14 protein-coding genes are annotated in these 13779 nt (G+C 59.8%); 8 read left to right on the top strand and 6 right to left on the bottom strand.

Translation table 11 applies throughout. The features are described from left to right. Positions 1-392, top strand: a 392-nt coding sequence (locus ACM42_RS38425; protein ID WP_271533690.1) for an amidase family protein, incomplete at its 5' end; no start/stop codon positions are given. 452 nt (positions 393-844) lie between these two features. On the opposite strand, the gene ACM42_RS38560 is transcribed toward ACM42_RS38425, so the two are convergent. Both ACM42_RS38560 and ACM42_RS38415 read right to left on the bottom strand, forming a co-directional pair. Beyond that, on the bottom strand, positions 845-1063 hold the full coding sequence (locus ACM42_RS38560) for a hypothetical protein (RefSeq protein WP_333922790.1): 219 nt from the start codon (positions 1061-1063) through the stop codon (positions 845-847). A 365-nt stretch (positions 1064-1428) separates the two neighbouring features. Then, positions 1429-1656, bottom strand: coding sequence for a hypothetical protein (locus ACM42_RS38415; protein WP_271533688.1), 228 nt, complete (start codon positions 1654-1656; stop codon positions 1429-1431). Positions 1657-1836: 180 nt separating this feature from the next. On the opposite strand from ACM42_RS38415, the gene ACM42_RS38410 reads away from it, so the two are divergent. The 4 genes from ACM42_RS38410 (at position 1837) to ACM42_RS38395 (ending at position 6748) form a co-directional block, all read left to right on the top strand. Next, the gene (locus ACM42_RS38410) at positions 1837-2010 is read left to right on the top strand and encodes a hypothetical protein (protein ID WP_271533686.1); all 174 of its coding nucleotides are present in this window, start codon (positions 1837-1839) and stop codon (positions 2008-2010) included. 200 nt (positions 2011-2210) lie between these two features. Then, positions 2211-3134 (top strand): class I mannose-6-phosphate isomerase, encoded by a 924-nt coding sequence (locus tag ACM42_RS38405; protein WP_271533684.1) that lies wholly within the window; start codon positions 2211-2213, stop codon positions 3132-3134. After that, complete coding sequence (locus ACM42_RS38400; protein ID WP_271533683.1) at positions 3131-5416, top strand: glycosyltransferase family 4 protein; 2286 nt, start codon at positions 3131-3133, stop codon at positions 5414-5416. The genes ACM42_RS38405 and ACM42_RS38400 overlap by 4 nt, the downstream gene beginning before the upstream one ends. A 33-nt stretch (positions 5417-5449) precedes the next feature. Then, positions 5450-6748, top strand: a complete 1299-nt coding sequence (locus ACM42_RS38395) for a glycoside hydrolase family 130 protein (RefSeq protein ID WP_271533681.1) — start codon at positions 5450-5452, stop codon at positions 6746-6748. A gap of 180 nt (positions 6749-6928) precedes the next feature. On the opposite strand, the gene ACM42_RS38390 is transcribed toward ACM42_RS38395, so the two are convergent. Further along, positions 6929-7222: a hypothetical protein gene (locus tag ACM42_RS38390; RefSeq protein ID WP_271533679.1), complete on the bottom strand. Its 294-nt coding sequence runs from the start codon at positions 7220-7222 to the stop codon at positions 6929-6931. A 793-nt stretch (positions 7223-8015) separates the two neighbouring features. Between ACM42_RS38390 and ACM42_RS38385 the strand changes: the two genes are divergently transcribed. Both ACM42_RS38385 and ACM42_RS38380 read left to right on the top strand, forming a co-directional pair. Beyond that, a complete protein-coding gene (locus ACM42_RS38385) occupies positions 8016-9053 on the top strand; it encodes a sensor histidine kinase (RefSeq protein WP_333922787.1) in 1038 nt (345 codons plus the stop codon). 421 nt (positions 9054-9474) lie between these two features. Further along, positions 9475-9672, top strand: a complete 198-nt coding sequence (locus ACM42_RS38380; RefSeq protein WP_271533675.1) for a hypothetical protein — start codon at positions 9475-9477, stop codon at positions 9670-9672. A 266-nt stretch (positions 9673-9938) separates the two neighbouring features. Here ACM42_RS38380 and ACM42_RS38375 read toward each other — a convergent pair whose 3' ends face one another. Together ACM42_RS38375 and ACM42_RS38370 are read right to left on the bottom strand one after the other, a co-directional pair. Then, positions 9939-10082, bottom strand: coding sequence for a hypothetical protein (locus ACM42_RS38375; RefSeq protein ID WP_271533673.1), 144 nt, complete (start codon positions 10080-10082; stop codon positions 9939-9941). 637 nt (positions 10083-10719) lie between these two features. Then, positions 10720-10890, bottom strand: coding sequence for a hypothetical protein (locus ACM42_RS38370; protein ID WP_271533671.1), 171 nt, complete (start codon positions 10888-10890; stop codon positions 10720-10722). 339 nt (positions 10891-11229) lie between these two features. Between ACM42_RS38370 and ACM42_RS38365 the strand changes: the two genes are divergently transcribed. Beyond that, positions 11230-12267, top strand: coding sequence for an alpha/beta fold hydrolase (locus ACM42_RS38365; RefSeq protein ID WP_271533669.1), 1038 nt, complete (start codon positions 11230-11232; stop codon positions 12265-12267). Between the two features lie 837 nt (positions 12268-13104). Here the strand turns inward: ACM42_RS38365 and ACM42_RS38360 are convergent. Then, positions 13105-13476, bottom strand: coding sequence for a signal transduction histidine kinase (locus tag ACM42_RS38360; protein WP_271533667.1), 372 nt, complete (start codon positions 13474-13476; stop codon positions 13105-13107). Positions 13477-13779 lie beyond the last annotated feature (303 nt).

Below are 13779 nucleotides of genomic sequence, written 5' to 3'. Positions count from 1 at the left end.
GTTCCGGCGCCAATTTCTCCGCTGCTGATTACATCAACATGCGGGAGCGCAAGCTGGCCTATGTAGCCAAGATTTCATCATTCCTCGAAGACTGGGATTATCTCATAACGCCGGCCGCATCGGTCGCGGCATTCCCGGTCGAACGGGTGAGGCCGCCGCATTGGCCGGAGCATGCTTGGGACTGGCTCGCTTGGGCAGAGTTTCTCTACCCTTTCAATATGTCCAGTCACCCGGCGGCGAGCGTCCCCTGTGGGATGACCCCTGCCGGACTGCCAGTCGGCCTGCAGATCGTGAGCCGCCGGTTCAACGATCTGGAGGTCCTGCAGGCCGCCGCGGCGTTCGAGGAAGCCGTACCGATGTGGCGGCAGCGTCCGATTATCGGGCAGTGTTGATGGATGGATTCCATCAGGTCGCCGAAAATGCGCTGCCGTCCGTCTCTTCGCGGGATTGTTCGCTCGTCTCCGTTATAGAGAGTTCGTATTCCCTCAACAGTTGCATTGCCTCGAGTAAACCCGAACTCGCCCGGTTTCCGGCGTGCCGGGTTAAGAGGATGATTGAAGCAAGTAGCGCAGGCTGGGCTGGTGTGGGGAAAGGCGGTAATCCTCCAGTGACTCAAACCCCCGATAACTCCAAGAACTCATCCAAACACGAGCTGCTCTTCGCCGAGAGTTTGCTACCGGGCCATTCCGACAAGGGCAAAACCTGTTGGGGGCTAATTGCAGGTTTGAAGACACGTATGTCGGAATAGCCACTGATTTTACTGGGGAATCATACGCCTCTTAATCAGCGGGTCCGAGGTTCGAGCCCTGGTGCGCCCACCAATAAAATCAAAGAAACTTACAGCCTATTCAGGCGGATCAGAACCGGAACGCTCAGCGGGTCTTCGATCGGTCTTTGACGACGGCGAGCCCGTTTCGTTCGCCGCGATCTTACAAACACCTGACGAAAACATACCAGCGAGCTTCGCCATCGCGCTCTCGGCCAGGCGCACGTCGCGGCCGAGGTAGTGGCAATCAAGGATAGCCTCAACGTCTCTCGGGCTGTGGCCGGTGAACGTGGCCATCTCCGGCACCGTCGCGCCCGAGAGCGCCAGGCGCACACGGCCGAGCCGCGCAGATCGTGGAAGGTCAGTCTTCGTTGATGCCTACGGCGACCAGGGCGTCGGGCTCTGACAAGCGGCTGGATTGGGACAGCGAAGGGCTGCTTTCCGTCCAAACCCGGCCGGAGTTCGACAAGCCCGAGACTCGTCCTCAATCCCAAAGACGGCTATCGGACGGCTTTGTTGAAGCAATACGTCTGCGCGGGGGGCTCCCCTCGCTCCGTCTGATCCCAACAGAGGATGATCGTACATCCCCAGGGCTTTACGACCACGTTGCGGAAGCCTGTGGGACTGCGCGCAATTGCCGGACTTGATAATGGCCGAGAACTCTATTGCAGCGGGGACCGCGTCTTGGTCGCGGCGTCGTAGACCAGAACTTGCAGCATTGGAAACCTGCCCAGCAGTTCGGCCCCGGCTTCTTGAGCAGCCGCCGCGCTCTCGTAGTGTGTCTTGAAGTGACCATCGACCACAAGCGAGAAGCCGTCGGTCGGCGCCACATCAGCCCTTTGGATGTTTCTCGGCTCAATCTCGCCGGTTTGTGTGATCGTCTTTTTCATGGGTGCCTTCATCGCAATTCTGGGTTAGCGGGTTGGTTGAATGCGCCGGCAGCGCCAGTGCGCATCTGAATATGTTCGGGGGCTTAACCGGCAACGGGATGGCGCGCTTATTGTTCCGCGATGCGCAGCAGCCGGCCGTGGGATTGCAGTCTTTCGGTCCGACGACCTCAGTCGTCCCTGATGATCTCCGGGTTTGTCGGACAAGACCGCGTCCAGACGGGAATTGTCAACCTCGATCTTGCCGTTACAGCTTTTGAAGCCGAGCTTTTTGTCTCGGACATCGAAGGCAGCGGTGAGGCCCTGAAGCTCGGAGAACTGTTGCGCAAGGCTTGCCGCCAAAGTTCCAAGGGATGAATGAGCCGACGAATGAAGGCGCGCTGTTCTATTTGAACGCGCAAAGGTTGTTATCGGATGCCGGAGTAGCCATCTGACGGAGGACACGATCGCATCGCTGTGACAGCGCCTGTCGCGAAGCGCGGCGCTTTTAACCACGCCAAATCCTACCGACGGTACCACCAACGGCAGTCGCTTCGAGATGCGGGTAAGGACAATCCATGACCGTCGAACATGCCTCCGTGCAGGTTGCGCGCAAACCGTGGGGAGTTGCAGACATCCGCCCATGGAGCCGTATCGACATTTCCGGCGACACGGTCGGAGAGTTGTGGTTTGAGCGCGTCGATAAGGACGCACCAGGGTCCGCCCTTCTGCTCAAGCTCCTGTTTACGAGCCAGCCTCTATCGATCCAGGTCCATCCCGACGATGAATTCGCGCGCGCCATCGATTTGCCGAACGGGAAGACCGAGGCATGGTACATCCTGTCGGCCGCGCCGGGCGCGCGGGTAGCGCTCGGACTCAAGCGGCGCCTCACATCACAGGCCCTGCGTGCAGCGATCAGGGACGGCTCGATAGCCGGTCTCATGCAATGGCGCCCTGTTGCGAAGGGCGATTTCGTCTTCGTCCCCGGCGGCACAATCCATGCCATCGGCGCCGGTATCGTGCTCGCCGAGATTCAGCAACGCAGCGACACGACGTTCCGCCTGTTCGACTTTGGCCGGCACCGCGAGTTGCACGAAGACGATGCGGTGGCCGCTTCCGATGCCGGTCCACTTCGGCCTCAATCCGCCCCGCGGCGTCTCGCCGACGCACGAAGGGTTCTCGTCGCCAGTCCACAATTCGTGCTTGAGCGGATCGATCTCCAGCCAAATTCGCACTGGGCGCTCGAGACCGATCGGGAAACCTGGATCCTCGTGATCGAGGGGAGGGGGCGGATCGGGCGGACGAATGCGACCATGGGTGATGCCATCTTCGTTGAGGCCGACAGCGCCGGCATCGAGGTTGGCCCGAACGGAATGGGCGGACTGGTCGCCTACCCGGGACCGGATCCCCTGGTTTCGCTGCTGCTAGACTGCACCGGACGAATGAACAGATCTCCCGCCGCATCCGGTGCCTCGGGCAAGATCATCGAGGCACAGATATGACGTCACTCCACCGTATCGCCCTTATCGGTAACTCGCTGCCTCGCCGCTGCGGAATCGCAACCTTCACGACGGATCTGCAGAGGGCGATATCGGCGTCACAACCCGAGCTGGAGACCTGCATCGTGGCGATGACTGATCGTGGACAGGTCTACGACTATCCTCCGGCGGTCGCTTTCCAGATCAAGGACGACAATATCGAAGACTACATAAGCGCAGCGGATTTCCTGAATGCCGGCCGGTTTGACAGCGTGTCCCTGCAGCACGAATTCGGTATTTTTGGCGGCGAAGCCGGTGCTCATGTCCTCGCACTGCTGGAGCGCCTGACGATGCCGGTCGTGACGACGTTCCATACCGTACTGGCCGATCCCACGGTGCAACAACGCGCGGTCATGGAGCGCATTGTCGATGTGTCGTCCAAAGTGGTGGTTATGGCCAACAAGGGCCGCGACCTGCTGCGCAGCGTCTACCTCGTGTCGGACGACAAGATCGAAGTGATTCCCCACGGTATTCCCGATGTCGCCTTTGCCGAGCCCGCCGCGGCGAAGGCCAGGCTCGGCTTTGACGGCAAGTCGGTCATTCTGACATTCGGCCTGCTATCCCCGAACAAAGGCATTGAAGTCATGATCGATGCGTTGCCATCGATTCTGAAGTCCCGTGCGGATGCGGTGTATGTCGTGCTCGGGGCGACGCACCCCAATCTGGTTCGAGATCAGGGTGAAGCCTATCGCGAAAGTCTGATAGCGCGGGTCCGCAAGCTTGGTGTCGGAGACCACGTGGTCTTCCTCGACCGGTTCGTGGATCAGGCCACGCTGCTTGAGTTCATCTCGATGTGCGACGTCTATGTCACGCCCTATCTCAACGAGGCGCAGATGACCTCCGGAACCCTGGCCTACAGTTTCGGGCTCGGGAAGCCTGTCGTCTCGACGCCCTACTGGCACGCACGCGAGCTGCTTGCCGATGGATGCGGAGTTCTGGTGCCTTTTGGCGATGCGGCGGCGATCGGCGGCGAGATCGCCGAATTGCTCACCGATGACGCGCGCCGGCAGGCGATGTGTCGACGAGCATATGCAATGAGCCGAATGATGACGTGGGAACGCACGGCCGAGCATTACATGTCGACCTTCGAGACCGCGCGGCTGGGGCACCGGCTCAGGGTGCTCGCGCGCCCCGGCGCCGGCTCGCAGGAGCTGCCCGGCCCCGCGGCTCCTGACATGCAGATCGGCTATTTCATGACGATGTGCGACGATATCGGCCTGTTCCAGCACGCGGTGCAATCGGTGCCGGACCGCTCGCACGGTTATTGCGTCGACGACAATGCCCGGGCGCTCCTCTTGGCCTGCGCCCTGAACAATCCCGGCGAGCAACCGTTGCCGGACATCCTGACGACCCGCTTTGCGGCTTTCGTGCAGCATGCGTGGAATCCCGAAACCAGGCACTTTCGCAACTTCATGGGCTTCAACCGAACCTGGCTTGAGGACAAAGGCTCCGAAGACAGTCACGGGCGGACGCTATGGGCATTGGGAGAGGCGGCCCGCGGAGACACTAGCCCGTCGCGTCGCAGGTGGGCCGCCGATCTGTTCGCCAAGGCTCTGTCCACGGCGGAGAGCTTTGGTTCACCCCGCGCGTGGGCGTTCATGCTGCTAGGGCTGGACGCTTATTGCACTGTCGCTCCGGATGATCTCCACGCGAGAGAGGTCCGGCACGCTCTTGCGGACAGGTTAATGTCCTGTCTGGCGTCGGTAGAGACGCCTGACTGGGTATGGTTCGAAGAAGGGCTCGCTTACGACAACGCGCGATTGCCGCAGGCTTTGATGCTGGCTGGGATGGCAACGCAAACGCCTCGATACCTCGATGCCGGATTGCGATCACTGCGCTGGCTGATGACGCGGCAGACGGCGGTGGAAGGTCATTTCCGGCCGGTGGGCACGGCCGGATTCGGTGAGCAGCGGCGACATCCGCGCGCGTTCGATCAGCAACCCGTCGAAGCAACGGCGACAATCGCTGCCTGCCTGACGGCGTGGCGTGCGGACGGCGATGCGGAGTGGAAAGCCATGGCGCTACGCGCCTTCGGCTGGTTTCTTGGCAGCAATGATCTGTCCGTGGCACTGGTCGATCCGCACTCCGGAAGCTGCCGCGATGGATTGCACCCAGATCGCGCCAACGAAAACCGCGGAGGCGAGTCGGTCGTCTGCTATCTCCTTGGACTTGCGGAGATCCGTCAGCTTGCGCGCGTCAACACCAGCCTGACCAAGCCCCTGGCCCTACGCGCCGTGGGTGCCTGAATTTCATCTTTTATCCAGTGAGCCGAGGATATCGTGTCACAAGCAACCTTCCTGAATCGGCAGGCGCTTCATCTGCGCCCCGACCCCGCGCGGGTCATCGTGCGGCCATTCAAGCCGGCGACGGAGCCGCGCGATCTCAACCCGACCGACAAGATGCGCGCCAATCATATCGTTGAGCGAGTTCTCGCACTCGATAAGGAAGCGGTTGCCGCCCAGCTCGCGGACGTCCTTGACAATTTCAAGGGTCGACATCGTAACCTGCTGGAAAGGTTCGAGGCCCGCGCAGACGAAATGGAGGACGCTTTCGCAACGCATGGCGTTTTTTCAAGAACGCAGCGCCAGCTGATCGGCGCATATTTCCTCAATGAGTATTCGTTCGAAGCCTCTGCCTTGTTCAACCCCAGCATCGTGGCGCACCCCGATCAATCGGGAGTGCCGAAGGACAGCGTGCGGTTCGTGCTCAGTCTCCGCGCCATAGGCGAAGGGCATGTGTCGTCGCTGACGTTTCGACGCGGGACCATCGCGGCTGACGGCAGTCTGGCCGTTGATCCGACGGCTCGGCTCGCGTCGATTCCCCGGATTTGCCATCGCGTGTCCGGACCGGACGGCGAGCGCATCGAGTTGATCTTCAAGCCGGAAGAAGACCTGACCGAGCGCGTCATCTTTCCCGTCACGGAATCCCAATCGAACGGCATAGAAGACGCACGCTTCGTCGAATTCAGCGACGGGGATCGAAAGACCTACTACGCGACCTTTACAGCCTACAGCGGGCGGGCGATCCGATCCGAATTGATTGAGACCAGCGATTTCATATCGTTTCGACTGGCGCCTTTGCGGGGGACAGCAGCAAGGAACAAGGGTATGGCACTGTTCCCGCGCAAGATCGACAACAAGTATGCCATGATCGCGCGGCAAGACAATGAGAACTTGTATCTGATCTATTCGGACGACCTGCACACATGGGATGGCGGCCAAGCCATTCTGAAACCGCAATTTCCCTGGGAGTTCGTCCAGATCGGAAATTGCGGGTCGCCGATCGAGCTCGATGAAGGCTGGCTGCTGCTGACGCATGGTGTCGGCCCGGTCCGCAAGTATTCGATCGGCGCGGTGCTGCTCGACAAGCGCGATCCCTCCAAGGTGCTGGCGCGTTCGCGCGAGCCACTGTTGCGGCCCGAACCGTCCGAGCGCGAAGGATACGTCCCCAACGTCGTTTATACCTGCGGCGCGATGCGGCACAACGACCGGATCATTCTGCCATACGCGGTGTCGGACACGTTCTCCAACTTCGCGACCATCGAGATTTCGGCGCTGCTGGCTGCAATGAGGCGCTGAGTGCCTCTATCATGATCGGTGGCGTCAACCGCGCTTCAGCTGACGTCTCTGATCTCGCTTTCCCTGTTCGAAAGGTTACTCGTCTGGCCTTTCCGAGAGCTGAATCCGCATCCCGCCGCGACGAAAAAGTCGATTTCAGGAGGCATGCATTCAAATTCAATAGCGACTTGTGGTCCCGACCTACTCGTGCGCCTTGACGCCGGGCCGGACGCTGATGCTTGCAAGTTCGCGACGCTCGTCCTCTGTCAGCTGCCAATCCTCGCACTGGCCGCGGAGCTGCCGGAAAACGTCGTGTAACTTGCTTCGAGCCACCTTGACGATCTCGGTATCGTCGAATTCGCAAGAGCTTAGAAAAATCGGCAAGGCAAAGCTGGTCTGACGGCTCTCGAATTGAAACGTCAGGCTAATGTCCTCGCTGCGTTCATTCGGCGGAATCATCTCGATGCGTGCGATCTTTATCTTGAATGCATTCATGCGCATCACCTAGTTCGGTCGGACCATGGAACGAGATTGTCCGAAGGAGACAGCACTTGCCAACGAATTTGAGTTGATGATCGTGACCTCCGCTTGTTCTTGACGGCGCTCGGCAGCGATGCTGACGCGATCACCACCAAATGATGGCGACGGCGAGCGAGATCTGCCTTACAACGTCATCCAAGCTGTTTAACAGCGCAATGTGGCTGGCAAGTGCCGGCCGTGACATACTTCCAAGAAACCGGGCTTACACGTTCACAAAGTGCGACCGTTCGACACGGCTTCTTGCCCGCGACGGAACCGCCACCGGAGCGTCAGAGCAGGTCTGCCAGCGTGATGGTATCGAAGCTCGGCGTATCGACGTCTGTTGGGCGCCGCGGCAGCAACCCCGATACCCCTGGTAGATGAGAAGGCAGAGGTGCGCCGGCGAGTTCGGCGAATGGGTTCCACATTACAGGGGCGGTGCAATGGCCCGCGGACGCTATCCCCGAGGTTCCGGTTGCAACGTTCTCCTCCGCCCGAGGCAGTCAGTTGTGACAGCGCGGAAGGCGGTAGCTATACTCGAAACTTGTTGTTCCAGAATGCCGGCCGGGCATGGCCGTTTCGCGAGCAGAGGCGCTCGCGGTGCCGGCTCGATTGGTTCTCGCAGTCATCTACTTGGGAGCTCGCTTTGAGTAATTCTACTGAGCGGCCAAAGTATGAACGCCTGGCTGACTTCATTCGACAGAACCACGCTCCTATCGTGAAAGAATGGACGGAGTTCGCTCGAACGCTGTCCCCGGCTAGCGATCAGATGTCGAAACTGGCTCTTGAAGATCATATCGTCGATCTTCTTGGGTTTGTGGCGGACGACCTCGAGACTGTACAAACCGCGCGGGAGCGGTTCGATAAATCGCGGGGCGACGGCCCGCAAGATAGCGCCTTTTCTCAAAGCGCGGCCGAGCTTCATGCCGCGCTACGTCTCGCCGACGGCTTTGATATTGATCAGATGGTCTCGGAGTACAGGGCGCTTCGGGCAAGCGTTGTCAAGCAGTGGGTTGCGCACCATAGGACGCTCGCCGGAACCGATATCGAGGATTTGACGCGGTTCAACGAAGCGATCGATCAGGCCGTCACGGAGTCGGTAGCGCACTACACCAAGACGATAAACGACTCGCGCAACCTGTTTCTGGGCGTCCTTGGCCACGACCTGCGCAATCCCCTCGGCGCCGTTTCAATGGGGGCTCTTTGGATGGAGCGATCTGCAATAACCGACGCAAAGCAGGCGAGGGTCGTTTCGGAGATCAGGATGGCGGCAGGGCGCGCAACACAGATTCTGAACGATCTGCTCGATCTCACGCGCTCGTCTTTCGGCACTCAAATCCCGGTTACAAAGACCAGGGTCGACGTTGCGGCTTTGTGTCAGGAAATCGCGGATGAGTTTCGTGCCGTCAACGCAGATCGGAAGTTTGAGGTCACACATGACGGTGATCCGTTGGTTTCATGCGACTCCGCGCGCCTGGGACAGGTGTTGTCCAACCTGATGGGCAACGCTATCCAATATGGCGACGTAACGACCCCGATCACGGTGACCGTCGCAGGTCACGATCCCGATGCCGTTACAATCAGCGTGCACAATCTCGGGTCTTCAATCCTGCCTGATACGCAAAAGTCAATCTTTCAGTCCTGGACACGCGGGCAGGATGTGGGAAATCTGTCCGAGCACAACACGCACCTTGGGCTTGGCCTCTACATCGCAAAATTGATCGTCGAAGCCCATGGCGGCGAGATTTCTGTGGTGTCGAACGAACAGACAGGGACGTGCTTTTCTATCCGGCTGCCGCGCAGATGACGCCTGTCATCTTCGTGTGGGGAGGTGTGCGGCATTCGACCTGCGGCGATATGCGAGGAAAGCCGGTCAAGGGGCACATTGCCGAGCGAGCTCAGCGAGATGTGTGCAGATTGCGGCGCTTAAAGGTGTGACCGCGGGAGTGTGTCCCGGCTGACGACATTTGTTGCGCGCCTGAGAAGGCCTAATATGAACGAGCGAAGCTCTCCTGGGCGTCCTGATCGTCGAGGATGAGCCGATGCTTCGCGCAATTCTTTCTGAGCGGTGAGGCGCTCGTCCCACTCACCCTTCGCGAGGTGATCAATATTGACCGGCACATCGGACCGGAAAGTGCCACACTTTGTCCACCACCGCGCGGCCCTCGGCATCTGTCGGTGATGAGAACGCTATCGCGCTCCCGCCTTCTCTGGACAAGGAGCGCGACATGCAGCGACGCTATTTCAGGCAAACCAGCTCGCTTGAAGAACGCCTTGCCGAACAAGCGCGGCTCCTGCGTCAGAAGGCAAGATCGCTTCCGCCGGGTATTGAACGGGAGCAAGCAATCCGCAAAGCTCGACAGGCTGAGACTGGCGCTCAAATCAGCGAGTGGCTGTCCTCACCCAGAGTGCTGGCTCCGAAATGAAGGAGCGGCAGGTCATGCGGGGCGGTTCTCCCGCACGACCTGCTACTTCCAGCTCTCATAGAACGTTCTGGACCGCTCGGGTGGGATCGCAGATCCTCAGCAGGCGGCCGAGATCCTGCTGGAAAGTATCAAGACGCAGATGCTTAAGGGCGAGAGCCTCACGCTGATGCTTTCGAGCTATTGCCGCGCTCGAGCAGCCGCAGAAGGCAGCATGATGAGGCGCCCGGATCCTGATGGCAGCCCGCGCGATCAGCTCATGATACCGATCAGTCTCGGTCGTTTGCCTCTTCCCTAACCACAGGCGGTGTGTGGCCAAGCTCAATTTTCTGCGCCTGTTGGGCCCGCTCCTTGTCCGCAGGCTGGTCTTCTCCGCGCACGCGCGTGATGCCGTGGTCTGATGTCTTGGTCATGGTGACCTCCTGCTTGACCAAACCCGGCTCAGCCCCAACGTTCCAAATGCCGGACTTGTTTCGCGCTGGGTGGGACGTTCGCGTCGCTCCAGTTTGCCGCGTGGCCAACTGGCGTCATCCCTGTGTGTGACGGCGTCGTTCTGAAAGGTCGCCTTAGCTGCTCCCACTTGACCACAATCCATCGCAACATGGCGAGAGGAGGCTTCTGAAGCACCGGCACGTCAAAATCCCGGTGCAAACGCCGCGGACGCCGGATGACACGCCAAGGATATCAAGAAACACGCCGTCAAACAAAAGCCGTCCGGGCGTTACACCGAACGGCTTTTCCTCGCGGCTCCCAGTCTCCTGGTTCTGCCGCCAGATACAAACCGCCTTCTCACCCTTTGTTCCTCGCAAGCTTCCTGTTCTCGGCAGGTCGGCGGCCCACGCTCGGAGACGAGATGAACGGCCATCTTGTCCGGGCCGCTGCACTCAAGTCCTGGAAGCGCCTCGCCAAAGACCATCCCCCGTGTCGTCCGGATTCGGGAGTTCGCTACCGGGCAGTGGCCAACCAATTTCGCCTGCAGTCCGTCGAGTTGCGGCAGAAGGTGTGCGGAGGCAGATGGCCGCTGTCCATCCCGTGCGGCCACCGAGCAGTTTAGCCGGCGGGCTTTTTGTGGTCTTTGTGCTCACGTGGAGCGCCGCGATTTTCGTCAGTCTTTTCTGCATCCTCCGGCTTTTTCCCAGCCATGTTTCCGGGATTGAAGTGATACTTGCCTTCCGGATTCTCGCCGGGCTGCTTCTCATCGGGATCTTTGTTGTTGGCCATTGGACACTCGCTCCTGAGAAAGGGTAACGGAGTTGAACGAGATCAGTGTTGCTATGTTCCAACTCTGTCTCATTGACTTGTGTTCGTTCGGTATGCGCAACTCAGTGAGGCAATCGCGCCACGGCTTGAGCGAGAAATTCCAGCTCCTGCGAGAAGCGACAGCGACCGTGACGGGTGCGAACACGAACGCATGAAAACCTCGTAACGATCGCAGCGTACATGCTTGCGATGCCGCCCCAAAACTGTGTGGAACGAAAGCCCAACCGCCCCCGTTGACGATGAGCTGCAACATTTCTCAATTCGCCTGAGGCATCGTGCAGACCAACTGAGGTACTGCACATGGCTCTTCCGCGAACACGTTCCCCCTCCCTCCTGTCCGACTATGTGGCCGTCTTGCGGCGGCACCCTGCGCGTGCGGCCTTTGCAGCGGCAGCTACTCTTGTCGGTGCCATAGCGATCGTAAACCAGCAATTCGCCAGGAAAGCGGAACGCGATAACCCGCCGCGTGGGCAGTTCTTGGAGATCGATGGCGTCCGGCTGCACTACGTGGAACGCGGCAATGGGCGTCCGCTTGTGCTCTTTCACGGCAACGGCAGCATGATCCAGGATTTTGAATCAAGCGGCTTGATCGATCTGGCGGCCGATAGCTACAGGGTGATCGTGTTCGACCGCCCCGGATTTGGACACAGCTCGCGGCCGCGGAATGTGATCTGGACGCCCGAAGCACAGGCAGATCTGTTCAGAAAAGCGCTGGATCGGCTGAGCGTTCAACGTGCGATTGTGCTTGGACATTCATGGGGTGCTTCGGTCGCTCTTGCGCTGGCGATAAGACATCCGTCATTTGTCGAAGCCTTGGTGCTGGCATCGGGATACTATTTTCCCACTGTCCGTGCCGACGTGGCGGCATCTTCGGTATCGGCGATCCCCGGGATGGGCGATGCCATCACTCACACCATCTCGCCAATTCTCAGCCGCCTCCTGTGGCCTTCCATGTTGCGCAAGATGTTCGGTCCGCAGCCAATCCCGGAAAAGTTCGATGGTTTCCCCAGGGAAATGGCGGTGCGACCGTCACAGATGCGTGCCAGTGCTGCGGAAGCGACGTTGATGATACCCGCGGCATACGAAGCCTCGCAGACCTACGAGCAACTCGAGATGCCCACCATCATAATTGCCGGCGATGACGACCGGATAATCGACATCAACGAGCAATCGGTCAGACTGCATGGTGAAGTCAAGCACAGCAGATTGCGCCGCATCGCCGGAGCAGGGCATATGATCCAACAGTCTGCCACTGCTCAGTTGATGGCGGCCATCGACGAAGCCGCTTCCGAGACCCGTATCGGCGGGAATGCCCCACAACGGTTTGCCAAGGCTTAGGAACGCTCCCACAGGGCACTTGTTGCTCGCTGGGACGTCTAGCACTGGACCAGGTTGGCACCACGCGGCGCGAAGAAAGGTGCGATGGCACAGGCCGGCAAGAGCTGGCCAATGTTCCGCAGGAACGGAAGCCTATGTATGTTGGTTGGCACTCGCAGGTTGGCGCGCATTGCAAGGGTGGCCTTGACTGGTTTGCCGTGAGTCGTGTCCGCGTAGGCCTTGCAGCGAGCAAACACGGTGTGTCGTAGATGAAAATCGGAAAATGGTATGATCCAATCTCGGAGCGCTGGATTCTTCCGTACCCATCGACTTCTGCGGCAAATTTCCTACAATCGGACGACGCAGAGACTTCCGAATGCGCGAGGAAGGCCGAAGCGCAGCGACGCATCTGGGACGCTCTAGTTGACTGCTGTTCGCATTGACGACGCGCCGTCGCCATTGTCATGGCGCCCAGTGTCGCATGGCATTGATGCGAGAGCGGCTCCTTTGCCTCGGCCGGTCGAGGCTGGTCGAGGCCCCTGGCGAGATTCGGGCCTCTTGTCAGTCGACGCTTGCGCTCCGTGCGTTCCTCCTCCGAGGGAGGGCGCATCGTCGGATCACCGCTTGCTTCTAGAGAGGCTACGCAAGGAAGATGCGATTTGCCGGCGCTGATTCCGCTCGGGTCCGAGCGGGAGCGACCGAGCAAACCGGAGCATCTGGCAGCGCAATTGAACAAGTTGCGAGATGCTGTAGCCGATTTGGTTCTCTGTTCGCTTGCGCTGAAGTGACCGCATGACATCAACCATGGTTAAGCGGAGCGCCACTCATCGTTGCCGCTTCGGTCGCAGCGTTCAGATCTCAGGTCAGCCTGTGAAATGCCGGCGGCAACGCCTCTCGAACCAGTTCGCTTAGATCCAAAGCCTCGCCACTTTCGACAATGTCAGAGAATAGAATCTCGACGAAGGGATGTTGGCGGTTGAATACGGCGCCTCGCTCGTATTTCGCGCGCACAATCCGTTGGAGTGCGGGGAGGTTCAGTCTGCCGAGTGCGTTGTATTGATCTCGGAAGAGGCTTTGACGTCCTCCGCGATGCTCGACAGATTCCGCCCAAACGTCCACCACCTTCCGGCTCATGAAGGCCTCGACCCGTTCGTTGCCCTCCCGAGCGAAGAGCCGGAGCCCGTCCATGCTGTGCGGCCCGTCATCGATTCGAAAGTGCGCAGGTGACATGGGAATCCTCCTATTGTCGGCGCTTATTCATGTCGGCAGCCTGTCGAGGAAAGTGCGCCGCACTCAACTGCCCGACGGTACGATCAGACACACAGGATATGGGTATGGAAGGTTCGAATAGCGAGGGTGCAAAGCAGGCCCCGCAAAGAGGCGTGTCGCTGCTGCCTTCTGCAATGATCCCGTCAAGCGCTCCATGGTGAGCTATATTGACCAGCGCGTCGCGCTGCCGGGTCCGCATACTCTCTATGCTCCACCTCAAGGTCGTGTCGCGCGCAGGGCGAGCGCCGCCTTGTCTGTGAATGG

Source organism: Bradyrhizobium sp. CCBAU 25338 (genome assembly GCF_028128965.1).
In the GTDB taxonomy this organism is placed as follows: Bacteria; Pseudomonadota; Alphaproteobacteria; order Rhizobiales; family Xanthobacteraceae; genus Bradyrhizobium; species Bradyrhizobium liaoningense.
This window is presented reverse-complemented; position numbering and strand designations above follow the sequence as displayed.

What these genes read in the sequence shown, in the direction of transcription:
- ACM42_RS38360 (WP_271533667.1), bottom strand. Translation starts at nt 13,476, where the DNA reads ATGTCACCTGCGCACTTTCGAATCGATGACGGGCCGCACAGCATGGAC.
- ACM42_RS38370 (WP_271533671.1), bottom strand. Translation starts at nt 10,890, where the DNA reads ATGGCCAACAACAAAGATCCCGATGAGAAGCAGCCCGGCGAGAATCCG.
- ACM42_RS38415 (WP_271533688.1), bottom strand. Translation starts at nt 1,656, where the DNA reads ATGAAAAAGACGATCACACAAACCGGCGAGATTGAGCCGAGAAACATC.
- ACM42_RS38375 (WP_271533673.1), bottom strand. Translation starts at nt 10,082, where the DNA reads ATGACCAAGACATCAGACCACGGCATCACGCGCGTGCGCGGAGAAGAC.
- ACM42_RS38560 (WP_333922790.1), bottom strand. Translation starts at nt 1,063, where the DNA reads ATGGCCACGTTCACCGGCCACAGCCCGAGAGACGTTGAGGCTATCCTT.
- ACM42_RS38405 (WP_271533684.1), top strand. Translation starts at nt 2,211, where the DNA reads ATGACCGTCGAACATGCCTCCGTGCAGGTTGCGCGCAAACCGTGGGGA.
- ACM42_RS38365 (WP_271533669.1), top strand. Translation starts at nt 11,230, where the DNA reads ATGGCTCTTCCGCGAACACGTTCCCCCTCCCTCCTGTCCGACTATGTG.
- ACM42_RS38400 (WP_271533683.1), top strand. Translation starts at nt 3,131, where the DNA reads ATGACGTCACTCCACCGTATCGCCCTTATCGGTAACTCGCTGCCTCGC.
- ACM42_RS38390 (WP_271533679.1), bottom strand. Translation starts at nt 7,222, where the DNA reads ATGAATGCATTCAAGATAAAGATCGCACGCATCGAGATGATTCCGCCG.
- ACM42_RS38380 (WP_271533675.1), top strand. Translation starts at nt 9,475, where the DNA reads ATGCAGCGACGCTATTTCAGGCAAACCAGCTCGCTTGAAGAACGCCTT.
- ACM42_RS38385 (WP_333922787.1), top strand. Translation starts at nt 8,016, where the DNA reads ATGTCGAAACTGGCTCTTGAAGATCATATCGTCGATCTTCTTGGGTTT.
- ACM42_RS38410 (WP_271533686.1), top strand. Translation starts at nt 1,837, where the DNA reads ATGATCTCCGGGTTTGTCGGACAAGACCGCGTCCAGACGGGAATTGTC.